Annotated in this window: 20 protein-coding genes; 12 read left to right on the top strand and 8 right to left on the bottom strand. The window is 68.7% G+C overall.

The features are described 5' to 3' along the window. Nucleotides 1-92: 92 nt before the first annotated feature. From ACFPJ1_RS01510 to ACFPJ1_RS01500, 3 genes are all read left to right on the top strand, one after another. Nucleotides 93-881: a DUF4097 family beta strand repeat-containing protein gene (locus tag ACFPJ1_RS01510; RefSeq protein ID WP_380100929.1), complete on the top strand. Its 789-nt coding sequence runs from the start codon at nt 93-95 to the stop codon at nt 879-881. A 68-nt stretch (nt 882-949) separates the two neighbouring features. Continuing rightward, on the top strand, nt 950-1,606 hold the full coding sequence (locus tag ACFPJ1_RS01505) for an HAD family hydrolase (RefSeq protein ID WP_380100928.1): 657 nt from the start codon (nt 950-952) through the stop codon (nt 1,604-1,606). 2 nt (nt 1,607-1,608) lie between these two features. Beyond that, nucleotides 1,609-2,832 carry a glycosyltransferase 87 family protein gene (locus ACFPJ1_RS01500; protein WP_380100945.1) on the top strand — a complete coding sequence of 408 codons (1,224 nt, stop codon included), beginning with the start codon at nt 1,609-1,611 and terminating at the stop codon, nt 2,830-2,832. On the opposite strand, the gene ACFPJ1_RS01495 is transcribed toward ACFPJ1_RS01500, so the two are convergent. The 3 genes from ACFPJ1_RS01495 to ACFPJ1_RS01485 form a co-directional block, all read right to left on the bottom strand. Next, nucleotides 2,795-3,532: a nucleotidyltransferase domain-containing protein gene (locus ACFPJ1_RS01495; RefSeq protein ID WP_380100927.1), complete on the bottom strand. Its 738-nt coding sequence runs from the start codon at nt 3,530-3,532 to the stop codon at nt 2,795-2,797. The two genes, ACFPJ1_RS01500 and ACFPJ1_RS01495, sit on opposite strands and share 38 nt — an antisense overlap. A gap of 266 nt (nt 3,533-3,798) precedes the next feature. Continuing rightward, nucleotides 3,799-5,157: a hypothetical protein gene (locus ACFPJ1_RS01490; RefSeq protein ID WP_380100926.1), complete on the bottom strand. Its 1,359-nt coding sequence runs from the start codon at nt 5,155-5,157 to the stop codon at nt 3,799-3,801. Then, on the bottom strand, nt 5,154-5,636 hold the full coding sequence (locus tag ACFPJ1_RS01485) for a cupredoxin domain-containing protein (RefSeq protein ID WP_380100925.1): 483 nt from the start codon (nt 5,634-5,636) through the stop codon (nt 5,154-5,156). The genes ACFPJ1_RS01490 and ACFPJ1_RS01485 overlap by 4 nt, the downstream gene beginning before the upstream one ends. Nucleotides 5,637-5,915: 279 nt before the next feature. On the opposite strand from ACFPJ1_RS01485, the gene ACFPJ1_RS01480 reads away from it, so the two are divergent. The 5 genes from ACFPJ1_RS01480 to pruA all read left to right on the top strand — a co-directional run bounded on the left by ACFPJ1_RS01480 (nt 5,916) and on the right by pruA (nt 11,367). Next, nucleotides 5,916-7,379: a WS/DGAT/MGAT family O-acyltransferase gene (locus tag ACFPJ1_RS01480; protein WP_380100924.1), complete on the top strand. Its 1,464-nt coding sequence runs from the start codon at nt 5,916-5,918 to the stop codon at nt 7,377-7,379. Beyond that, nucleotides 7,376-7,903 carry a DUF6912 family protein gene (locus ACFPJ1_RS01475; RefSeq protein ID WP_380100923.1) on the top strand — a complete coding sequence of 176 codons (528 nt, stop codon included), beginning with the start codon at nt 7,376-7,378 and terminating at the stop codon, nt 7,901-7,903. The genes ACFPJ1_RS01480 and ACFPJ1_RS01475 overlap by 4 nt, the downstream gene beginning before the upstream one ends. Nucleotides 7,904-7,932: 29 nt before the next feature. Next, nucleotides 7,933-8,877, top strand: a complete 945-nt coding sequence (gene ku / locus ACFPJ1_RS01470) for a non-homologous end joining protein Ku (protein ID WP_380100922.1) — start codon at nt 7,933-7,935, stop codon at nt 8,875-8,877. A 122-nt stretch (nt 8,878-8,999) separates the two neighbouring features. Then, on the top strand, nt 9,000-9,422 hold the full coding sequence (locus ACFPJ1_RS01465; protein ID WP_380100921.1) for a VOC family protein: 423 nt from the start codon (nt 9,000-9,002) through the stop codon (nt 9,420-9,422). Between the two features lie 316 nt (nt 9,423-9,738). Continuing rightward, nucleotides 9,739-11,367: an L-glutamate gamma-semialdehyde dehydrogenase gene (gene pruA / locus ACFPJ1_RS01460; RefSeq protein WP_380100920.1), complete on the top strand. Its 1,629-nt coding sequence runs from the start codon at nt 9,739-9,741 to the stop codon at nt 11,365-11,367. Nucleotides 11,368-11,382: 15 nt separating this feature from the next. Here pruA and ACFPJ1_RS01455 read toward each other — a convergent pair whose 3' ends face one another. The 3 genes from ACFPJ1_RS01455 to ACFPJ1_RS01445 form a co-directional block, all read right to left on the bottom strand. Continuing rightward, nucleotides 11,383-12,417, bottom strand: coding sequence for a hypothetical protein (locus ACFPJ1_RS01455; RefSeq protein ID WP_380100919.1), 1,035 nt, complete (start codon nt 12,415-12,417; stop codon nt 11,383-11,385). 168 nt (nt 12,418-12,585) lie between these two features. Then, nucleotides 12,586-12,780, bottom strand: coding sequence for a hypothetical protein (locus ACFPJ1_RS01450; protein WP_380100918.1), 195 nt, complete (start codon nt 12,778-12,780; stop codon nt 12,586-12,588). 96 nt (nt 12,781-12,876) lie between these two features. Further along, on the bottom strand, nt 12,877-13,374 hold the full coding sequence (locus tag ACFPJ1_RS01445) for a DUF2505 domain-containing protein (RefSeq protein WP_380100917.1): 498 nt from the start codon (nt 13,372-13,374) through the stop codon (nt 12,877-12,879). Nucleotides 13,375-13,511: 137 nt separating this feature from the next. On the opposite strand from ACFPJ1_RS01445, the gene ACFPJ1_RS01440 reads away from it, so the two are divergent. Genes ACFPJ1_RS01440 through ACFPJ1_RS01430 form a run of 3 tightly spaced genes read left to right on the top strand, consistent with a single transcriptional unit; the run spans nt 13,512 to nt 15,734 of the window. After that, nucleotides 13,512-13,988, top strand: coding sequence for a MarR family winged helix-turn-helix transcriptional regulator (locus tag ACFPJ1_RS01440; RefSeq protein ID WP_380100916.1), 477 nt, complete (start codon nt 13,512-13,514; stop codon nt 13,986-13,988). Further along, nucleotides 13,985-14,620 (top strand): NADPH-dependent F420 reductase, encoded by a 636-nt coding sequence (locus ACFPJ1_RS01435; RefSeq protein ID WP_380100915.1) that lies wholly within the window; start codon nt 13,985-13,987, stop codon nt 14,618-14,620. Before ACFPJ1_RS01440 ends, ACFPJ1_RS01435 begins: the two co-directional genes overlap by 4 nt. Nucleotides 14,621-14,669: 49 nt before the next feature. Then, nucleotides 14,670-15,734, top strand: coding sequence for an LLM class flavin-dependent oxidoreductase (locus tag ACFPJ1_RS01430; protein ID WP_380100914.1), 1,065 nt, complete (start codon nt 14,670-14,672; stop codon nt 15,732-15,734). Here the strand turns inward: ACFPJ1_RS01430 and ACFPJ1_RS01425 are convergent. Then, on the bottom strand, nt 15,727-16,662 hold the full coding sequence (locus tag ACFPJ1_RS01425; RefSeq protein WP_380100913.1) for an SDR family NAD(P)-dependent oxidoreductase: 936 nt from the start codon (nt 16,660-16,662) through the stop codon (nt 15,727-15,729). The genes ACFPJ1_RS01430 and ACFPJ1_RS01425 overlap by 8 nt on opposite strands. Before the next feature lie 87 nt (nt 16,663-16,749). On the opposite strand from ACFPJ1_RS01425, the gene ACFPJ1_RS01420 reads away from it, so the two are divergent. Next, entirely contained in the window at nt 16,750-17,295 is a 546-nt protein-coding gene (locus tag ACFPJ1_RS01420; RefSeq protein WP_380100912.1) for a TetR/AcrR family transcriptional regulator, read from the top strand. Nucleotides 17,296-17,312: 17 nt separating this feature from the next. On the opposite strand, the gene ACFPJ1_RS01415 is transcribed toward ACFPJ1_RS01420, so the two are convergent. Next, complete coding sequence (locus tag ACFPJ1_RS01415; RefSeq protein WP_380100911.1) at nt 17,313-21,044, bottom strand: S8 family serine peptidase; 3,732 nt, start codon at nt 21,042-21,044, stop codon at nt 17,313-17,315. Between the last annotated feature and the right edge of the window lie 111 nt (nt 21,045-21,155).

Genomic DNA, 21,155 nt, shown 5'->3' with positions numbered 1-21,155 from the left:
CGACAACGGACCGGGGATATGCCAGGGTTGACGAAACGGTCACCGGCCGTCGGAGCACCAGAGCGGTAGAGCAGCAGCGCCAGGGGAGAGTCATGTCCGAGGTCCAGGGCCGTCCGGCCAGCACGATGAGTACCGAGCGCAGATACGGCATCGCGATCTCGGTCGCCCTGATCCTCGGCGGTCTCTACTGGGCCCTCACCGGACTGACCGAGGGCACCAAGAACTCCCAGGACACCTACCCCGTGCAGGGCACCGCCCTGTCGATCAAGACCAGCTCGACCGATCTCGAGGTGCGGTCGGGCGATGTCAGCGAGATCACCGTGGACCGGCGGTTCGAGCGCAACGTGTTCGGCTCGGACCCGAAGGACAAGTACAAGGACGGCGAGCTGGAGATCCGCGACACCGGCTGCGGATTCCTGTCCATCGGCTGCGACACCGACTACGTGGTGACCGTGCCGAAGGATCTGAAGGTGAGCATCGACAGCAGCAGCGGCGACCTGAACGTGTCCGGGTTGGCGGGCGGCGCCGATCTGAAGTCGGATTCGGGCGACATCGAGGCGCACGGGATGGGCGGGGTGCTGAAGCTCGAGTCCTCCTCGGGTGACCTCAAGGCCGACGACCTGACCGCGTCGTCGGTGCAGAGCGACAGCAGTTCGGGCGATGTCGACCTGAGCTTCAACGAGGCGCCGTCGTCGGTGGACGCGAAGACCAGTTCCGGCGATGTGACGGTCCTCCTGCCCAGCGGTGACGAGGCGTACAAGGTCGACACCGACACGTCGTCGGGTGACGAGTCCGCCAACGTGAAGATCGACCCCTCCGCGCTCCGTACGATCAAGGCGGAGACGTCCTCGGGTGACGTCACGGTGGAGTACCACCGCTGAGTGATCGCCGGGGGACCGCGCGTATGTCCCCGGGGGACCGGCCGTATGTCCTGAGTAGTCTTGCGCGCATGCCTGACGACAAGCCCGACCTGCGCGGCCTGCTGGTGGACTGGGGTGGCGTGCTCACCGACGGTCTGGACGTGGCCCTGGGCCGGTGGGCCGAGCTGGACGACCTGGACTTCGACGCCTACTACCAGGCGATCGTCGACTGGCTGGCCGCGACGCCGGCCGAAGCCGAGCTGAACCCGATCCACGCGCTCGAGCGCGGCCAGATCGCGGTCCCCGACTTCGAGCGTAAACTCGCCGCCGTGCTGATCCGGCGCGACGGCACCCCGGTCCCGGCCGAGGGGCTGATCGAGCGGATGTTCGCGCACTTCGAGCACCAGCCCCAGATGTCCGCGCTGATCCGGCGGGCCAAGTCGCACGGCATCAGGACCGCGCTGCTGTCCAACTCCTGGGGCAACACCTACCCGCGCGACACCTGGGACGGCATGTTCGACGACATCGTCATCTCCGGCGAGGTCGGGCTGCGCAAGCCGGAGCCGGAGATCTTCCAGCTCGCGGCCGAGCGGATCGGCCTGCACCCCGAGCAGTGCGTCTTCATCGACGACCTCGAGCTGAACGTCGACGGCGCCCGCGCGCTCGGCATGACCGCCATCCACCACACCTCGTACGACGAGACGCGGCGCGAGCTGGAGTCCTTGTTCGGAGTCGACCTGACGTGACCATGACCTCCAGCACGCGAACCACCGACCGGCGCTGGATCGTCGCCGCCATCCTCGGCTGTGCGATCTTCGTCACCCTCGGCGCCTGGGCCTACGGGCTCTTCGACGGCATGATCGACCTGCAGGTCTATCGGATGGGCGGCTCGGTCCTGCTCGACCGCGAGTCCCTGTACGACGCGCAGCTGCCGGGCTCGGGCCTTCCGTTCACCTATCCACCGTTCGCGGCGATCGCGATGGTGCCGCTGGCGGCGGTTCCGTGGGGTGTCGCCCTGGTCGTCTGGACGACGATCTCGGTGCTGTGCATCGGGCTGATCTGGCGCGCCAGCCTCCCGGAGACAGCCTGGTCCCTGCTGCCGGGGCAGTGGCGCGAGCGGCGGATCGTAGTACTGGCCGCGTTGACGGGTCTGTCGTTGCTGCTCGAGCCGGTCTGGCAGACGATCCAGTTCGGCCAGATCAACCTGTTGCTCACCGCAATGATCCTGCTGGACCTGGTCCGGCCGGCGAACGCGAAGTGGCGCGGGTTCTGGGTCGGGGTCACGATCGGGGTGAAGCTGACGCCGCTGCCGTTCCTGGCGTTCCTGCTGATCACCAAGCAGTGGCGGGCCTTCCGGAACGCCGTACTCGGGCTGCTCGCGACGATGGCGATCGGCTTCGCGGTAGTACCCAATCAGTCCTGGGAGTACTGGACGGTCGTCATCCGCAACGCCAACCGGGTCGGCGGCCTGGCCTACACGGCGAACCAGTCGTTCATGGGATTCCTCAGCCGGCTCGGCGACGACGCGTCCTGGGTCGAGCCCGCCTGGTTCGTGCTGTCGGCGGTCTTCGGCCTGGCCGTCCTCTGGCTCGCGCGCCGCTTCTGGCTGGCCGACGAACGGGTCACCGCGATCTCGGTGATGGCCCTGGCCGTGCTCTACGCGTCACCGGTCTCGTGGAGCCACCACTGGGTCTGGATCATCCCGCTCGGCGTCAGCCTGATCCGCGCGGTCAACCGGCAGTGGGGCTACCGCCCGGCCGTCGTCACCGGCATCCTCTGGTACGGCCTGTTCGTGCTCCGGTCGATCTGGTGGGTCCCGTACCGCGACAACCGCGAGCTGAGCTGGTCGTTCTGGCAGTCCATCCCCGGCAACTCCCACCTGATCCTCGGCATGATCGCCTTCCTCATCCTGGCCTACACAAGCCGCTCGCTACCTAAGCCAGCGCATGCAGAGGCCCCTTCAACCGTTTAGCCAGGCCCTGGTCGACGTGGGCGGTCTCGGCTAGCAGTACTGCGATCGCGGCGCGGAAGGCGCGGGTGAGCTCGTCCCGGTCGAGTGAGCGGACCAGGGTTGCCGTGATGGGGTCGGTAGTGGCCGCAGGCAACAGGTGGAGACCACGGCCCTGCGATGAGGTGACGCCGTACCGAAGGCAGGCCAACGCAAGCACCTGGTCGCGAACACCACTGATCATGTACTCCGCCTGCCACGCCTTGCCGCGAGCGATACTCGACCGGGCGTGCAGGGCATAGAGCCACCCCATCGAGGCCAGGTCGATCGCCGCCGGCTCTTGCGCCTGCTCCTGCTCGACCGCCTCCCCGAACAACAGCCGGAAGGTCGGTGCGTAGGCGCCGAACTCCGCCGCGGGCGCGAAGGCGATGTCCACCTGCAACGTGTTCTCCAGCAGGAACACCCGGTAGATCGTTCCGCGCCGAGCCATGTCCATGTGGTGCACACACCCGTGCTCCCGATACATGCGTGTGGTCCAGTCGGCGATCACTTCACCCTGGTCCGCCCCCTCGACCAGCCCGAACGCCAGGTCGATGTCAGACCACTCGTCCTCAGTCCCAGCAGCTCCCGAGCCGGTCAGAGCCGCGCCACCGATCCTGCTGTCCGCCTTGGCCGCCGCAACAAGTTCGTCCCGTAGCTGCTCGCGATCCCGCACACTGAACATCCCGCCAACCTAACCCCGAGCCCAACGGCCGACGTACCGATTTTGGGAGGGACGAACCTAGTGGCGCGCACGCTGTGACGCTCGCCTCGTGGGCCCTGCTGAGGGGTGTCTGAGGGGTTACCCCCTCTGAGTGTGGGTTGCCCACTCATCCGCAGATGGGGCAACCCACAATTCGAGGGGTTAACCCCCAACATGGGATGGCCAGAAGGGGCTGCGACCTGGGGTGGGGGAGTGAGCGACGAAGGGGCGGCGTCGGGGCCGTAGTACTAGGCCGAGAAGAGTAGGAGGAGGCCGCCGACTGTGTAGCCGACCATGACTATGAGCAAGGGGATTTGGCCGGCTAGGGCCTTGGTGCGGGGGAAGAGGGCTACTGCTCGGTCGTGGGCTGAGACGACGCCCATGAGGTGGCCGCCTACTACTGCGAGGACCTGGATGACGGCGATCGTGGTGCTGTGGTTGGTGATGCCGGTGTTGAGGCCGAGCAGGCCGGTGCCGAAGATGTTGGCGCCGTTGCTCAGTGGGTCGCTGAGGTAGATCAGCGTCCGTTGGCCTTCCAGGATGAGCAGGGTCAGGTAGTGCGCGACGACGTACCCGAAGGCGATCGGTACGACGGAGTGGGCGAACAGCCTGGGCAGTGTTCGCCGAGAGCTGTCGGACAGCCGGCCGGCCAGCAGCGCGGCACTCGAGAACGTCACTAGTACGAACAGGATGAACGCGAGCAGTGCCAAGGTGCCGAGCGTGGTCATCGAGTAGTCGGTGTTCTGGGCCCACCCGATCCACGCGGTCGAGTTCGAGAACCCGTCGTACGCCGTTGAGCCGAGCAGGGCGGCCACCATGCCGACGAGTCCGGGTTGTGGCTTCAGCCCGTCGAGGTTCTCCAGCGGGCGGCGGATCACCAGGGCGCCGTCGGTGCGGCGGCCCCAGGGGGACAGCCGGGACATCAGCGTGGCGTAGACCTCGAACGGGTCGGCCGTGGAGAACCAGCGGTCGCCGAAGAGGATCGCGCCGAACAGCATGATCACGACGTACAGGGCGAGCCAGGCCTGGAGCACCGGCAGGGTGGCCCGGTCGGGGGCGACCAGTTCAAGCCAGGTGAAGGCGAAGATGCCGACTGCCGCAGGCCAGAGTCCGAGTCCCGCGGGCAGCTCGAACAGCCCCTTGGAAGGCGGCTGCCGCAGCAGTTTGCTGATCAGCAGGTGGATCGTCCGGAGCGGGTTCAGGGTGCGCCAGACCGGGCCGAGCAGGATCGAGATCGGGACCAGGCCGACCCAGACCAGGATGTAGATGAAGCCGAAGATCGGGTTCGTCAGCCGGTCCACGCCGAACAGCAGCGCGACCATCGCGTAGAGGAAGGTCGTCAGCCCGACCAGTCGGACGAACCAGCGGAAGCCGGGTGAGTCGACCGTCCGGGTGATTGCGGCGGGCAACGGCTTGCCGGAGGCGTTGCCGCGGTACCGCGGGTTCCGCCAGGCCACGGCGAGGATCGCGAACGACAGCGCGATCGCGACCGCGGCACCACCGACGGCCAGGCCGAACGGGATCGGCAGGTCCTGCCGGCCGCCGATCCCGTGCAGCGGCAGCAGCAGCGGCGTCACCAGTTGCGTGGGGAGGAGCAGCGCGGTCACGAGACGACGAGCTTGGCGACCAGCTTGCCGCTCTCGTGGGTCTCGACCTCGAAGGTGCCCTTCATGTTCGCGGTGAACTTCACCGAGGCGGGCTTGCCCGGGGCCAGCTCGAGCTCCTTGTCGTAGCCGTGGATGTGCAGCTCGTCCGCGGCGTCGCTGACAGCGGTGATCAGCACGGTCTGGCCGGCCTTCACCTTGATGCTCGAACCGCTCGGGTTGACCTTGCCGTTGGCAACGGTGACGTTGATCGTGACGTCGGCCTGCTCGCCGGACGGGTCGGTGGTGTTCGACGGTGTGTTCGACTTCGGCGTGCTCGGGGTGCCGCTCGGCGTCTCGGAGGGGGACGCGGTGGGCGCGACCGACGGACTGGGGCTCGAGTCGGCGCCGGAGTCGTCGCCACCGCCACAGCCGGCCAGGACCAGCATGCCGAGGGCGGGCAGGAGCGCGAGCGCGGTACCGCGGGAGAGCGTCGAACGCATGAGACGAGGGGCCTTTCAGCGGGTCGGTTCCAGTACGCGGGCGCGTGACGCACCCTCTTGCCTGACGAACGCGCCCGGTCCAGTGTTCCCGGTATGCACCATCGGTCGTGTCACGATCGCTGTGGGCCACGTCCGCCTCGCCCAGCCAGTGTCGCAGCCCACTGTCCGTGGACACCGTTAGGGTGTGACTGCTTGTCCCCGTGCGTGCTGAGCGGCACGGGACAAGCAGTCACACCCTGGGGTGGCTGCACACGAACCTGAGGAGTAAGGAGGGCCTGGATGCCGGACCGGTTGACGTCGCTGGACCTGACCTTCCTGAAGGCCGAGAGTCCGGCCACGCCGATGCATGTCGGCACCGTGGACATCTTCGAGCCGCCGGTGCACGGCGACGACGGGTTCGACTACGAGCGCCTGGTCGCGCTGATCCGCGACCGGATCGCCTTCGTGCCGCGGTACCGGCAGCGCGTCCAGCACGTGCCGGGCCGGTTCGCCGGGCCCGTCTGGGTCGACGACGAAGACTTCGACATCACTTTCCACGTACGGCGCTCCGCCCTGCCGCGGCCGGGGACGCACGCCCAGTTGCTCGAGCTGGTCGCCCGGATCATGTCGCGGCGGCTCGACCGGGCCCGGCCGCTCTGGGAGATGTACCTGGTCGAGGGGCTGCAGGGGGACCGGTTCGCGATCATCTCCAAGTCCCACCAGGCGCTTGTCGACGGCACCAGCACGGTCGACATCGGCCAGGTGGTGCTCGACTCGACCGCCCACCCGCGGGACACGCCGACCGACACCTGGCAGCCCGCGCACCCGCCGTCCGCGCTGGAGTTGCTCGCCGGAGTGTTCGCCGACGCCACCCGGCACCCGACCGCGGTGCTGGAGCTGGCGCGGGCCGAGATAGCCAGCCTGACCGGGTCCACCTCGGTCCGCGAGGTGCTCGGTGACGTGGTCGGCTCGGTGGTCGCGCAGCGGCACGTCCAGGAGAGCTCGCTGCACGTGAAGACCTCCGGCCAGCGCCGGTTCACCACTGTCCAGACGGACCTGGAGGACTACCGGACGGTCCGGGCGATGCACGGCGGCACGGTGAACGACGTGGTCCTGGCAGTCGTCGCGGGCGCGTTGCGCGCCTGGATGATGACCCGGGGTGAGAGCGTCAGTCCGACCCGTGGCGTCCGAGCGGTCGTGCCGGTGAGCATTCGCGACGACGATGACGAGGAGCCGACGTCGCTCGGTTCCCGGGTGATCTCGTCGACGGTGAACCTGCCGGTCGGGGAGAACTCGCCGGTGATGCGGCTGCACCAGATCTCGTACCAGACCAAGGTGCACAAGGACACCGGCCGGGCCGTGAGCGCCCGCTCGCTGGTCGGCATCGCCGGCTTCGCGCCGACCACCTTGCACGCACTCGCCGCCCGGGTGGCCACCGCGACCGTGCGGCCGATCGACGACGTGGTGATCACGAACGTGCCCGGCCCGCAGTTCCCGCTGTACGCACAGGGTGCGCCCATGCTCGCGTCGTACCCGGTGGTCCCGCTGATGCCCGGCCAGGGCCTGTCGGTCGGCGTCACGTCGTACGACGGGAAGGTGTCCTTCGGGCTGAACGCGGACCGGACGGCGATGCCGGACCTGGCCGTGTTCGCCCAGTGCGTCACCGACGCGCTCGACGAGTTGCTCGACACCACCAGGGGGAGCCGGAACCGTGCCTCGCGCGGCCGGAAGAATCCTCGCAGCACGAAGAAGGCTGGCTCATGATGAGGATCTACCTCCCATCGACCATTCCCCTGCTCGACGCCGCCTGCCATGCCGGGGAGATCGGCCCGGCGCCGCTGACGGCGTACGCCGTGACGCCGGCGCTGCGCGAGTGGTACTCCGACGGCGACGACGAGGAGCTCGAGTACGCCGCGATGGCGCAGGCGGCGCGAGCCTCGGTCGGGCTGATCGCGGCCGACCCGGACGCGGCGCGGCGCCGGGTGGTCATCGCCTGCGAGGTGGGCGCGGTGCCACCGGCCGACGGCACGGTGGAGCTGGGTGATGCCCGGTTGGAGATGCACGTGGTGATCCCGTGGGCGAAAGTGGCCGCAGTACACGTGGACGCCGTGGCAGCCGCAGAGGTGGTCGGCAAGGCAGCGGACACTTGGGACGCTGCTCAGAATGGTGATGAGGACGCTGTTTTCGCCCTCGACTCGTGCGAGGGTGAAGATCTGTTGTGGTACGCGACCCAGGAGATCCCGGATCTCCTCGCCGCGGAAGGCCCGCGCGGCGGGCTCCGAGCCTGACCGGTTGAGCTGACAGGGAGCTGATGGCGATGCAGGCGATCTGGAAGGGTGCCATCTCGTTCGGGATGGTGACGATCCCGATCAAGGTGTTCTCGGCGACGGAGGAGAAGGACATCTCCTTCCGGCAGGTCCACGTCGCCGACGGCGGCCGGATTCGGTACAAGCGCGTCTGCCAGGAGTGCGGCGAGGAGGTCCCGTACTCCGACATCGGCAAGGGCTACGAGATGGCCGACGGCCGGATGGTGGTGCTCGAGCCGGATGACTTCGCCGACCTGCCGCTGTCCAGCAAGAAGGTCATCGACGTGCTGGAGTTCGTGCCGTCCGACCAGGTCGACCCGCTCTACCTGGGCAAGTCGTACTACCTGGCGGCTGACGGTGGTCCCGGCGCGAAGCCGTACGTGCTGCTCCGGGACGCGCTGGAGGGCTCTGAGCTGTACGCGCTCGTGAAGGTGGCGCTGCGCTCGCGGGAGAGCCTCGGGTTGCTGCGTACCCACGACAACGTGCTCGTCCTGCAGGTGATGCTCTGGCCGGACGAGGTCCGCGACTCCTCCTTCGCGGCGCCGTCCGAGGACGTGGAGATCCGCAAGCAGGAGAAGGCGATGGCCGAGTCGTACATCGACACCCTGCGTGGGGAGTTCGACCCAGACCAGTACCACGACGAGTACCGGCAGGCGCTCGAGCAGGTCGTCGAGGCGAAGGCCGCCGGCGTACCGATCCCGGAGGCCGAGGAAGAGGAGACCGAGGGCGCCGAGGTCGTCGACCTGGTGGCCGCGCTCCGTGCCTCGGTGGAAGCCGCCAAGGCCCGTCGCGCGGGTGGCGGCTCGGGTGGTGGCGGCAAGGGTGACGCGGAGGAGAGGCCGGCCGCCAAGAAGTCCGCCCCCGCGGCGAAGAAGGCTCCGGCCAAGAAGGCCGCTGCCGAGAAGGTGCCGGCCAAGAAGACCGCAGCCAAGAAGGCGGCGAAGAAGTCCGCCTGACGACTCCGGGTGACCGGAGGATCTCGACCGGAGAATTTCCGCGGAGATCCTCCGGAACACCTGCCCGATCACACGGTGCTGTGGGATCTTTGGCGGACTGTTCCTGAAGCGAGAGGCCCGTCATGAGCGAGAACCCGATCGAGAACCCGACGGCGCCGGTCGAGGCTGGTGCTTACCTGCTCGAACTCGTGCCGATGCCCGTCTCCGACATCGACCGGGCCAAGGCCTTCTACTCCGAGAAGGCGGGCTTCAAGGTCGACGTCGACGTCACCCCGGCGGACGGCGTACGGATCGTCCAGCTGACGCCGCCTGGTTCGTACTGCTCGATCACCCTGAGCTCGGGGCTCCCCACCCTCGACATGCCGGCCGGCTCGATCCGGGGCCTGCACCTGGTGGTCGCCGACATCGAAGCCTCCCGGGCGGAACTGATCGGCCGCGGCGTCGAGGTCGCGCCGGTGGAGGACATGGGCGGCGTGTTCTACGCGTCCTTCGCCGATCCCGACGGCAACACCTGGACTCTCCAGCACATGCCCTGGCGTCCCTGAGGTGTCACACCCGATCCAGCTCTGATCGGGGCCGTCTGGTCCCTGCGTGATCTTGCTCGCACGCAGGAGAGGCGCCGTCTCAGCATTGCTGCTGTGCGGGGTGTTCGGCTGAAACGCATGCTACAAATGGTGCCGCGGGGCGTGGTGGGTTCGGGAGCGGACCAGTCGGGTTCGTGGTAAGGCGTCCGACGTGGCAGCATGAAGACGCGAACCTGTCGCGGCAGGCCCCGATCGGGCCCCGCGAGGGAACCCTCAGCAGTCGACAGACCCAGCCGGGCCGAGAACCAGCCGAGCCGATCTAGGAGCACCGCACACCATGGATGCCGTCACCGCCGTTCCCACGCCTGTCAACGAGACCGTCCGCGGGTATGCGCCCGGTTCGCCCGAGCGCGGCAGCCTGGAGGCGAAGCTCAAGGAGTTCAATGCGGCCGGCGCGATCGACCTGACCTGCACGATCGGCGGCGAGCAGAAGCTCGGCGGCGGCGCGCAGGTCCACGTGGTCCAGCCGCACAAGCGCGCGCACGTGCTCGGCACGCTCGGCAACGCCACCGAGGCGGACGGCAGGGCAGCGGTGGACGCCGCGCTCGCGGCCGCTCCGGCCTGGCGCTCGCTGTCCTTCGACGACCGCGCGGCGGTGTTCCTGAAGGCGGCCGACCTGCTGGCCGGCCCGTGGCGCGACACCCTGAACGCGGCGACCATGCTCGGCCAGTCCAAGACGGTCCAGCAGGCCGAGATCGACGCCGCCTGCGAGCTGATCGACTTCCTCCGCTTCAACGTCGCCTTCGCGCGCAACATCATCAACGACCAGCCGATCTCCTCGCCGGGGATCTGGAACCGGGTCGACTACCGCCCGCTCGAGGGCTTCGTCTACGCGATCACCCCGTTCAACTTCACCGCGATCGCCGGCAACCTGCCGACCGCGCCCGCGCTGATGGGCAACACCGTGGTCTGGAAGCCGTCGCCGACCCAGCAGTTCGCGGCGCACTGGACGATGCGCCTGTTCGAGGCCGCCGGGCTCCCGGCCGGGGTGATCAACCTGGTCACCGGTGACGGCATCGACGTCAGCAAGGCCGCGCTGACCCACCCGGACCTGGCCGGCATCCACTTCACCGGCTCGACCAGGACCTTCCAGAGCCTGTGGGGCACCGTCGGGCAGAACATCGCGGGGTACAAGACCTACCCGCGCCTGGTCGGCGAGACCGGCGGCAAGGACTTCATCCTGGCGCACCCGTCGGCCGACCCCGCCGTCCTGAAGACCGCGATGGTCCGCGGCGCCTTCGAGTACCAGGGCCAGAAGTGCTCCGCCGCCAGCCGCTCGTACGTCGCCCGCTCGGTCTGGAACAAGATCCGCGACGACATCGCCGCCGAGGCCGACTCCCTCACGATGGGTGACGTCTCCGACCTGTCGAACTTCATCGGCGCCGTGATCGACGACCGCGCCTTCGCCAAGCACAAGGCGGCGCTGGACCGGGCCCGGCAGTCCGACGCGATCGAGGTCCTTGCCGGTGGCACCTATGACGACTCCGAGGGGTACTTCGTCCGCCCGACGCTGCTGGTCTCCGACGACCCGACCGACGAGATCTTCACCACCGAGTACTTCGGTCCGATCCTCGGCGTGCACGTGTACGAGGACGGCGACTACGCCAAGGTGATGCAGCAGATGGAGAGCGCCGCGCCGTACGGGCTGACGGGTGCGGTCATCGCCCAGGACCGGGCCGCCGTCGCCGAGGCGAGTGAGTACCTGCGCTTCGCGGCCGGCAACTTCTACGTGAACGACAAGCCGACCGGCGCGGTCGTCGGCCAGCAGCCGTTCGGTGGAGCCCGCGCGAGCGGCACGAACGACAAGGCCGGCTCGATGTGGAACCTGATCCGCTGGGCCAGCCCGCGCTCGATGAAGGAGACCTTCGCCCCGCCGACCGACTACCGCTACCCGCACCAGGGCTGAGCTCAACCAGGCAGCTCAGAGACGACCGGCCGGCGCACCAGCGTCGGCCGGTCGTTTCATGCTCGGCGTCGCGCCGCAGGACGGGCAGCCGACCTGCTGAAGACGGCGGTGTTCCTCCACCAGGTCAGCGGTGCCGGGTGAGATCCGGCGCAGCAGGCGCAGGATCCGCCCGCGGGCGATCGGCTTCGTCTCGGCGTGCCACCACGGCACCTGCCCAGTTGTCCGACTCGCTCGCCGGTGCCGGAAATGAGTGCGGAGAAGCAGGAGTTGGCGGCGGAAGCGGTGCCGCTCGAACAGCACCAGACCTAGCAGCACGGCGGCGATGAACACGCGAGTCAGAGTCGGGGACGGGCCGTCCGGGACCTCGTATCCGCCTTCGGTCAGCCCAGCAGCTCGCTCGAAGTGGTTGTACGCCCCAGGCGCGATCAACTCGTCGGCGCTGTACGCAACCGGGAAGGCGAGCGGCCCGGCAAGGAACGTGCCCGCCGCCCACTGGGTGGTGTGCCGCGTCTCATGCCGCTTGATCGACCGCAGTTCGCGGTACGAGTAGTCGACGTGGGCATAGGTCAGGAAAACGTGGCCGTACATCGTGCCGCCGCGGGCGAATCCCGACTCCATCCGCGCGACGAGATTGCCGTTCGGCGCGAACCTGCAGACGTCCGCACCCCGCGTCTTCGCATAGGTGAGGGCCAGCCCGGTCTGGCCGGCCGTCAAGACCTGGCGGGCGAACACCGCCGGACTCGCGCCGCTGCGGGTGTAGCTCGCCGCCTGGTTCACGGACAGTTTCGCCGGCGGCTGGCAGGTCGGTGCGCCCAGACCGAAGGCCGCCAGCCCCAGCAGGCCGACGACTTGCAGGCCGACGAGGACCGCGAGCACGCGCAACAGCCGGCGGTGTCGCTTCCGGCACCCACCGCACTTCTCCTGCCGGTCCTCCCGCCGCCGGCACGCGGCAGGCCGCATGTGCCAGAGTCCCAGTCCACCGGTCCCGAAAGTCCGCAGCACGCCCTCGCCCCAGGTCGACCGAACGCCCCGGACCAACCTCGCAAGCACGGATCATCGCCTCCCACCCCCAAGGATGAGGCCGAGCCCGCCGCCGCGGTATCAGTCAGATGACCGCGATCGGAAAGCCTTGCCGGGACAGGCCGCGGCGGACCGTGATGTAGAAGGCGGTCACGGCGCGGATGCCGGCGGCAGGGGAGCCGGCATCCGCGCCGTTGCTCAGGCGGTGCGGTGCAGTGGCTGTGCGGCGGGCCCGATCAGCAGAGCGAAGCCGCACATCACGCAGATCCACTCGGCCGCGGGGTCGTCGTCGGGGTGATCCCCGGTCTCGACCTGTTCGAAGAGCACCACGGCGTCGCACAGCACGCAGTACTGCGTGTCGTCGGTTGCCGGCTTGCGGCGTTGGGTACGCATGAGAAACCCACCTCCGAGTGTCCTTTTCAGACTGCCACCGGAGGTGGGTTCACCAGGTCAGCGACACGGGTGCAGTACGTGCCCTTGTGGCGGTCGTCAGTTCGTGCCGTTGTGCCAGTCGCGGCCGAGGTCGTGCTCCTTCTGCAGACCGGAGCGGATCGCGTCGACGACGAACGGCTCCATCTTCCTGCCGATCAGCGGGACGGCGACCTTGACGTCGAGGTCGATCGACTGGACGGTCTCGCCGCCGCTCGAGGCGATCCGCGCGGTGCCCTTGAGCGTGACCGGGGTGTTGGCGATCTCGCCGTTGACGTCGGCGTCGCGCGACCCGTCGGCGTTGGCCGCGTGCCAGGTCTCGGTCTGCACCACGGTCAGGGTCTGGCCGACGAACTTCCGGGCGATGTCCGGCACGTCGTCGGACGGCATCTCGCGCCGCACCCGGACGATCGTGTCGCCGCCGGACTCGCTCACCTTGACGTCGTACGACAGCGCCTTCGTCTTCTCGCAGGCCTGCTCGCGGAAGGTGGCGTCGCTGACGATCGCGAAGACTTCCTCAGGGGTGGCGTCGTACGACGCCGACATCTTCAGCTCCATGCCGCACATCATGGCACTCCTGATCGGTCACCGAGGTCGTGATGCAGCCGTGGGGCCTCTCGTTCGCAGATTTGATTGACGTGTCATCATTGATACATCAATCGGATTCGGGACGACAGAACGAGGCAGGCGGGATCGTGGGGAACGGCAGGACGGCCGCGGTGGAACGGCGGCGGATGACGGTGGAGGAGTTGGCGGTCTGGCGGTCGCTGGTCGACACGACCGCCGAGCTCCGGCGGCGGCTGAGCGTTCAGCTGGCCGAGGAGTCGGGGCTGTCCTCGGCGGACTACCAGGTGCTGCTCACGTTGAGCGAGGCCGAGGGAAAGCGGAGCCGGTCCTCGCGGCTGGCCGCGGAGATGGAGTGGGAGCGCAGCCGGCTCTCCCACCACCTCGGGCGGATGGAGAAGCGCGGCCTGATCCGGCGGGAGGACTGTGCGACCGACAACCGCGGTGCCGAGGTCGTGCTGACCGACGAGGGAGCCGCCGCGTTCCGGCGGGCGACCGCGCCGCACACGAAGGCGATCAAGAAGTACTTCGCGGATGCGCTGACGCCCGAGCAGTTCGACGCGCTCGCCGACGTGATGCAGACCCTGCGGAAGCACCTGGCGGCATGATGACCCGAATCGCAGTACTGGGTGCGGGGCATGTCGGGCCGGTGATCGCGCGCGTCGCGATCGAGGCCGGGTACGACGTGTCGATCGCGGCCTCGGGTGATCCCGCGGAGATCGAGTTGATCACCCAGGTGCTCGTGCCGGGCGCCGAAGCGCGGTGGGCCGCTGATGCCGTCGCGGACGCCGACCTGGTGGTGCTGTCGATCCCGCTGCACAAGTTCGCGACCTTCGACCCGGACCTGGTGGCGGGCAAGCTCGTGGTGGACACGATGAACTACTGGCCACCCGTCGACGGCGTCCAGGAACTCTTCGAGGACGACCGCTTCGGCAGCAGCGAGATTGTCCAGCGACGGCTCGCCCGGTCGACCGTGGTCAAGACCCTCAACCACCTCGGTTACCACGAGCTCGCCGACGACCGCCGACCTGCCGGCTCTCCGGAGCGACGGGCACTCGGCGTCGCGGGAGACCGTACTGCGGTCGACGTGGTGGCGGGTGTCATCGAGGACATCGGCTACGACACGGTGCGGCTGGACGGCCTGCGCGCGGGGCGTTTCCTCGAACCGGGCGGACCCGTCTTCGGGGAGGCGCTCAGCCGCGCGGAGTTCGAGTCGACCGTCAGCGCCGAAGCAGCCTGAATCCCCCTATTTTCCAACGACTTTCACAACTTCAGAGAGAGAACGAATCATGACCACAGCAGCATCCGAGGTCGGCGGGGGATTCCCGCTGGTCCTCGGCCTCGACACCTTCGGCGACCTCACCTCCGACGAGCAGGGCCGCCCGCTCTCGCATGCCCAGACGATCAGGGACCTGGTGGAACAGGGGGTTCTGGCCGATCAGGTCGGGCTCGACTTCTTCGGGATCGGCGAGCACCACACCGACGACTTCCCGCTCTCGGCCGCGGACGTCGTGCTCGGCGCGATCGCGGCGCGGACCGAGCGCATCCACGTCGGCTCGGCCGTCACGGTGCTGAGCTCGGACGACCCGGTCCGGGTGTTCCAGCGGTACTCCACCTTGAACGCGCTCTCGGGTGGCCGCGCCGAGGTCATCCTCGGGCGGGGGTCGAGCATCGACTCGTTCCCGCTGTTCGGGTACGACCTGGCCGACTACGAGGACCTCTTCGAGGAGAAGACCAACCTCTTCGCCGAACTCCTCAAGGGCAGCCCGGTCAACTGGGAGGGCAAGACCCGCGCGTCCCTGCACGACCAGGACGTCGTGCCGCATCTCGAGCACGGCACGCTGCCGACGTGGATCGGTGTCGGCGGCAGTCCGCAGTCGGTGATCCGCGCCGCGCACTACGGCTTCTCCTTGATGCTGGCGATCATCGGCGGCAGCCCGTCGCGCTTCGCGCCCTTCTCCCAGCTCTTCCACAAGGCGCTGGACAGCTTCGGCCGCGACCCGCTGCCCGTCGGGGTGCACTCGCCCGGGCACGTGGCGGCGACCGACGAGCTGGCCCGCGAGGAGTTCTGGCCGCGGTACCTGGAGGTCATCACTCACGTGAGCAAGACCCGTGGCTTCGCGATCCCGACCAAGCAGTCGTTCCTGGCCGAGGTCGGTCCGCACGGTGCCCTCTTCGTCGGCTCGCCGGAAACGGTCGCGCAGAAGATCGCGGCGAACCTCAAGACCCTCGGCGCGAACCGCTTCGACCTGAAGTACGGCATGGGCGGGCTGTCCCACGCGGCCCTGATGACCAACATCGAACTCTTCGGCACCCAGGTCGCACCGCGAGTCCGCGAACTGATGGCTAGCTGAGCAGGGATTCCGAGAGCTTCCAGAGTCGGTCGGCGTTGGCGGGGTCGATGGCGTAGGCCGCGACCCCGTCGAAGCCGCCCGGTACTGCGAGGGCGGCCGGCTGGCAGTCTTCGAAGTAGGTGCCGGTGATGCCTTGTACCAAGGGCGAGGCGGCCAGCAGGACTGAGGTGGCGGCGCCCTGTTCCGTGGTCTTCCAGGTGATGGACGGGTCCACGGCACCGAAGGAGGCGGGGGCGTTGGCGGTGGTCTCGTCGCCGATGTGGCGCATCAGATTGGTGCGGATGCGGCCCGGGGCCAAGGCGTTCACGGTGATCCCGGCGGCGGCCCAGCGGCGCGCGGCCTCGACCGCGAAGAGCACGTTGGCCGTCTTCGACTGGCTGTACGCCGCCCAGCGGTCGTACGGGTGGTGCTCGAAGTTCACGTCGTCGAACAGCACCTCGCCCTGCAGGTGACCGCGCGAGCTCACCACCACGACTCGCGCGTCACCCGCGGCGGCGAGTGCGTCGTACAAGCCGGTGGTGAGGGCGAAGTGGCCGAGGTGGTTGGTGGCGAACTGCAGTTCCCAGCCGTCGGCGGTGCGGGTCTCGGGGGTCGCCATCACGCCGGCGTTGTCGACGAGGATGTGCAGTCGCCCCTCCCAGTTCGCGACGAAGTCGGCGATCGACTTCCGGTCCGAGAGGTCCAGCGCGGCGACGAGGACGGACTTGTTGCCGGTGTCGGCGATCAGATCGTCGGCGACCTGCCGGCCGGCCTCGACGTTGCGGACGGCGAGCGTCACCTCGGCGCCTGCCGAGGCCAGGGCCCGGGCGGTCTCCAGGCCGATGCCCGAGTTGCCGCCGGTGACGATCGCGCGCCGGCCGGTCAAGTCGACGCCGGCGATCACCTCCGCCGCGGTGGAGGACGGCCCGAAGGGGTTGGTGGTGGTCATGTGAGTGCTCCTATACTTGTAAACGGAGCCGGATCCGGTTAATCGCCACTGTAACCGGACGCGGCTCCACTTATCAAGGGAGGACTCATGCGAGCCGACGCACAGCAGAATCACGACCGGCTGCTGGACGCCGCCGCCCGGGCGTTCGCCACGGACGGCACCGAGGCGTCGCTCAAGGACATCGCCAAGGAAGCGGGCGTCGGGATCGGCACGCTGTACCGCCGGTTCCCGAACCGCGAGGTGCTGGTCGAGGCCGTCTATCGGAACGAGACCGCCCGGCTCGGATCCGCCGCGACCGAGTTGCTCGAGAAGTTGCCGCCGCTGGAGGCCCTTCGAGTCTGGATGGAACGCTTCGTCGAGTACATCGCCACCAAGCACGGCATGGGCGACGCACTCCCTGTGGTGCTCAGCAGTTCGGGTGAGCTGCGGATGGGATCACGCCAGTTGCTGGCCGACGCCCTCGCAGTACTGCTCGAGGCGGGTGCCGCTGACGGCGCCATCCGCGCCGACGCGGCCCCCGCGGATGTCCTGATGGCCCTCGGCGGGATCACTTTGATCGCCGCCAAGGAACCACCAGGACTGGCCGACCGCCTCCTCGACCTCTTGGTCGACGGTCTCCGCTTCAGTGCCTGACTTTCAGGGCTTGAGGACTACTCGAGACCGAAGGCCCGGACCACCGTCTGGGTGACGCTGTTGCCCTTGGTGTCCTTGGCTGTCGCACGCACGGTCGCGAACTTGCTCTTCGAAGGTGCGTCCAGCTTGGTCAGCCACTCGTTCCCCGAGCGCCGGAGCTCGGCAGTCCGCCAGGTCGCGCCGTCGTCGTACGAGATCTCCAACGTGACCGCGCTGATCTTGCCCGCCTCGGCAGCGCCCGGCAGCTGCGACGGCGTCACCACGAGGTCGGTACGCCGGTGGGCGCGTCCGGCCAGGTCGGTGGACACGTCGTAGTCGAGCTGGATCAGCGGCAAGGGCTCCAGTGCCGTGTAGTCGGCCTGGTCCGAGACGAAACCCCACTCCGTGTGGGTGCGAGGCGAGTATGGCCGGTCGGGAAGGTCGCGGGTGGCGTCCACGACGAGCCGGTACGGGAGTTCCTCCGGGGTGACCTCGGCGGAGAGGAAATCGCTGCCCTGGGCCAGGAGATTGTCGCCCTGGTAGAGCGAGGACTCCACCGTGACACCGCCGTACACGACGCCCTGGTGACGGCCCGAATCACCCCAGCTGGGCATCCCGAAGGAGCTGATGATGTCGCCGACGCGCGAGGGAACTGTGGAGACCGCGCTGTCGCTCAGCAGCCGCGGCCGCTGGATCCCGGCGAACCAGGTTTCTTTGGTGGTGCTGCGCGCCTTGTAAGAAAGGGACGAGCCCAACTGGGTGAGGTCCGGCACAGCAGCCTGGGTGAGCCACTTGTACTGCGAGCCGGCGGTGACCCAGGCGGTGTAGTTGCCCTGGGCAGCGACTGGTGTCCCTGCCGCACTCACTGCCCAGGTGAAGTCGGTGGACAAGTCGTAGCGGATGTCGAGAGCCTCGCCCTGCTTGGTGTCGCGGAACGACTCGTCGATCTTCGCCAGCTCGTTCGCTCCCGGCCGGTAGGCGGGATCGCGCGGGATGGCGCCGTCATGGTGCTGGACCAGGTCGTACAGGTACTGCGGGTACGGGTGCGAGGTGAGCTTGAGCGACTTGGAGCCGTGCTGGATCCGGTCGATGAGCTGCTTGCCCTGGTCGGTGCTCAGCGACGCCACCGGAAGGGGGGATGACTCCTCCTGCGGGAGATCGGCCCACGCGTCCAGCGGTCCGTAGCCGTCGTTCACGATCAGCAGGAGCTTGGCGCCGGCCTTCTGGGCGGCGGCCGCCTGGGCAGTCGGGACGGTCGCGTCGTTCCGACGAACGAGCGCGATCTTGCCGCGGACGTTGACCTTCGCGAACTCTGCCGCCGATCCGCTGCCGACGTCGACGACGGAGTACGAGCCCGTGCCCTGCGGGAGCTTCGGGGAGAAGCTCTGGATGATGCTGTCGTAGGACTGGTTGCCGACAGCAATCGTCAGCGGTGATTGCACTTGACGCCAGCGAGTGGCGAAGGTGTAGGAGCCCTGCGTCACCTTGCGAGTGGGGGTGGCCCACAGGCTGTCGTAGATCCAGGGCTCGAGCTGATAGGTGTCGACGAACCGGTGCAGGTCGCCGTAGCTCCGGTACTGGTCGACCCGCACGTAGCTGTTGGTGGTCGGCTGCGGGGTGGTCGCGCTGACCTTGCGCAGGGTGGAGGCGTCGAAGGTCAGCGTCCGGTCCTTGGCGACCACCACCTCCGGCTCACTGAGCACTGCGCGCCCGAGCGAGTGCGGTCCGTCGAGCCCGGTGACATCGGCGTACAGCCAAGCCGCGTAGGTGCTCGGCTGGATGCTCAGGTCGATGCTGCCGCTCTCGTCTACCAGGTAGACCTTGGGGACGGTGTCCCGCGCGATGTCCTTCATGACGAGCATGCCGGGCAGTGCGGAGCCGCGCCGGTCCTTGGACGTGACCGAGAGCTTGACCCGCTGGCTCTGCTTGTTGAGGCCGACGGGCGTGTGAGTACGCAGTACTCCGTCCGGGCCGGTCGCCGTGAGTACGGCGCTGTAGCCGGCGTCCTCGACAGCCGCCTCCAGATGACCCACTACTCCGGCCGTGGCGGTGCCGTGCGCGGGCACGACCACCTGCGGAGTCGTCAGCGTAAACAGACCGGCGGGAATCCCCTGGACCTTGAGAGCCAGGTCCAGCGTGATCGGCTCAGAGCCGGTGTTCGTGTAGGTGACGTCCTTCTGCACGGTCTGGCTCGGCGGGTACGGCCACTTCGCCGACAAGTACGCGGACCCGGTGGCGAACAGGGTGCTCCGCACCGCAGCCGCCACGTCGAGTCGGCCGCTGCCGGCCGAGAACGGGCTGTACTGGACGGTGGTCTTGGTGGTGCTGACCAGAGCGTCCTTGAGTTGCTGGCCATTCCAGTCGGGGTGCGTCCGGGCCAGCAGGGCCGCGGCGCCCGCAACATGCGGCGTCGCCATCGACGTGCCGCTCATGGTCAGGTACGAGCCCTCACCTTCCGGCGCGTACTGCGAGCGCGCGGCGAGGACGTCGACACCGGGAGCGGTGAGATCGGGCTTGAGGGCGCTGTCGCCCACGCGAGGACCGCGGCTGGAGAACGAGGCCAGGCGATCGGCGCCGTCAACCGCACCCACGGTCAGCGCCGCGTCGGCTGCGCCGGGCGCGCTCACGCTGTAGGGGGCCGGGCCGGAGTTCCCGGCGGCGATCACGAAGAGCGCGCCGGTCTCGGCGCTGAGTTCATTGACGGCCTGGCTCATCGGGTCGGTGCCGTCGGTGGGGCCGGAGCCGAGGCTCATGCTGATGACCTTGGCGTGCTGGTCGCGCGCCGCCCACTCCATGCCCGCGAGGATCCACGAGTCCTGGCCGTTGCCGTCGTCGTCGAGGACCTTGCCGATGTGCAGGTCGGCACCCGGGGCGACCCCCTTCTCCTTGCCGTCGGAGGCCGCGCCGGTACCGGCGATCGTCGAGGCGATGTGGGTGCCGTGGCCATGCCGGTCGGTGACGTCCTGGCCCGGGACGAAGCTCGCCGTCGCGGCGATCCGGCCGCCGAAGTCCGGGTGCGCGGCATCGATGCCGGTGTCCAGTACGGCGACGTCCACGTCCTGGCCGGTGTCGCCGCCCTGCCAGACCTCGGGGGCGCCGATCTGCGCGGTGGTGTCGGACAAGGTCGCCTTCGCCTTGCCATCCAGCCAGATCTTGGCGATCCCGCCTCGTAGTACGGCCTGCGTGGTCGGGGCGGCCGAGCGGTTGGCTGTGGGGGTGCCGGTGATGGAGGTCCAGAAGTCGGCCGCGCGGGAGCGGTCGGTCGACAGCGCGGCGCCCTGGATGCTGCTCAGCGTCAGGGTCTGCCGGGCGCCCTCGGGGACGACCTGCTTGCGGGCGCGGGTGGCGGCGTCGGTGTACGAGACGATCAGCGGCAGGTGGTCGCTGTGCGCGTCGTCGTACTCGTCCGCGAGCAACTCCGTGACGTTGAACAGGTGCTCGTCGAGGGCGCCGGAGGCGAGATAGGGCAGGGCCGAGTCGGGATAGACGTAGGTGTCCTTGCCGGTGGTCATGATGTGGGCGCCGGCCGGGCGGCCGTCGGGGGCCTGCACGGTCGCGGTGGTGTGCCCGTCACTCGTGACGGTCGCCGTCACCTTGTCGCCGGTGATGAGCGTGACGGTGCGCGGAGGACCGGAAGGGGCGAGGCTGCGGGCTGCTGCCGGTGCCGGGGTGGTCGCCGGGCCGGTCTGCGCCATCGAGGGCGTTGCCGCGGTCAGAGCTACCAGGGTGGCACCAAGCGCGATCAACCCGCGTCTGGAGGACGATGACAAGAGGACTCCAAGGGTCGGCGTTCGCGAAGCCCCTGATTAAAGACACGCCCGACGCCGCCGTGCCACGAAGAAACGTGGCGCAAACCGGTCACGACCAATCCGGCCAACGAA

Origin of the sequence: Kribbella qitaiheensis (assembly GCF_042657745.1) — a bacterium.
Classification (GTDB): Bacteria; Actinomycetota; Actinomycetes; order Propionibacteriales; family Kribbellaceae; genus Kribbella; species Kribbella qitaiheensis.
This window is presented reverse-complemented; position numbering and strand designations above follow the sequence as displayed.

Coding starts and splice junctions, on each gene's coding strand:
- ACFPJ1_RS01445 (WP_380100917.1), bottom strand. CDS start 13,374: ATGGAGCTGAAGATGTCGGCGTCGTACGACGCCACCCCTGAGGAAGTC.
- ACFPJ1_RS01430 (WP_380100914.1), top strand. CDS start 14,670: ATGACCACAGCAGCATCCGAGGTCGGCGGGGGATTCCCGCTGGTCCTC.
- pruA (WP_380100920.1), top strand. CDS start 9,739: ATGGATGCCGTCACCGCCGTTCCCACGCCTGTCAACGAGACCGTCCGC.
- ACFPJ1_RS01485 (WP_380100925.1), bottom strand. CDS start 5,636: ATGCGTTCGACGCTCTCCCGCGGTACCGCGCTCGCGCTCCTGCCCGCC.
- ACFPJ1_RS01510 (WP_380100929.1), top strand. CDS start 93: ATGTCCGAGGTCCAGGGCCGTCCGGCCAGCACGATGAGTACCGAGCGC.
- ACFPJ1_RS01475 (WP_380100923.1), top strand. CDS start 7,376: ATGATGAGGATCTACCTCCCATCGACCATTCCCCTGCTCGACGCCGCC.
- ACFPJ1_RS01480 (WP_380100924.1), top strand. CDS start 5,916: ATGCCGGACCGGTTGACGTCGCTGGACCTGACCTTCCTGAAGGCCGAG.
- ACFPJ1_RS01505 (WP_380100928.1), top strand. CDS start 950: ATGCCTGACGACAAGCCCGACCTGCGCGGCCTGCTGGTGGACTGGGGT.
- ACFPJ1_RS01435 (WP_380100915.1), top strand. CDS start 13,985: ATGATGACCCGAATCGCAGTACTGGGTGCGGGGCATGTCGGGCCGGTG.
- ACFPJ1_RS01450 (WP_380100918.1), bottom strand. CDS start 12,780: ATGCGTACCCAACGCCGCAAGCCGGCAACCGACGACACGCAGTACTGC.
- ACFPJ1_RS01500 (WP_380100945.1), top strand. CDS start 1,609: ATGACCTCCAGCACGCGAACCACCGACCGGCGCTGGATCGTCGCCGCC.
- ACFPJ1_RS01495 (WP_380100927.1), bottom strand. CDS start 3,532: ATGTTCAGTGTGCGGGATCGCGAGCAGCTACGGGACGAACTTGTTGCG.
- ACFPJ1_RS01420 (WP_380100912.1), top strand. CDS start 16,750: ATGCGAGCCGACGCACAGCAGAATCACGACCGGCTGCTGGACGCCGCC.
- ku (WP_380100922.1), top strand. CDS start 7,933: ATGCAGGCGATCTGGAAGGGTGCCATCTCGTTCGGGATGGTGACGATC.
- ACFPJ1_RS01465 (WP_380100921.1), top strand. CDS start 9,000: ATGAGCGAGAACCCGATCGAGAACCCGACGGCGCCGGTCGAGGCTGGT.
- ACFPJ1_RS01425 (WP_380100913.1), bottom strand. CDS start 16,662: ATGACCACCACCAACCCCTTCGGGCCGTCCTCCACCGCGGCGGAGGTG.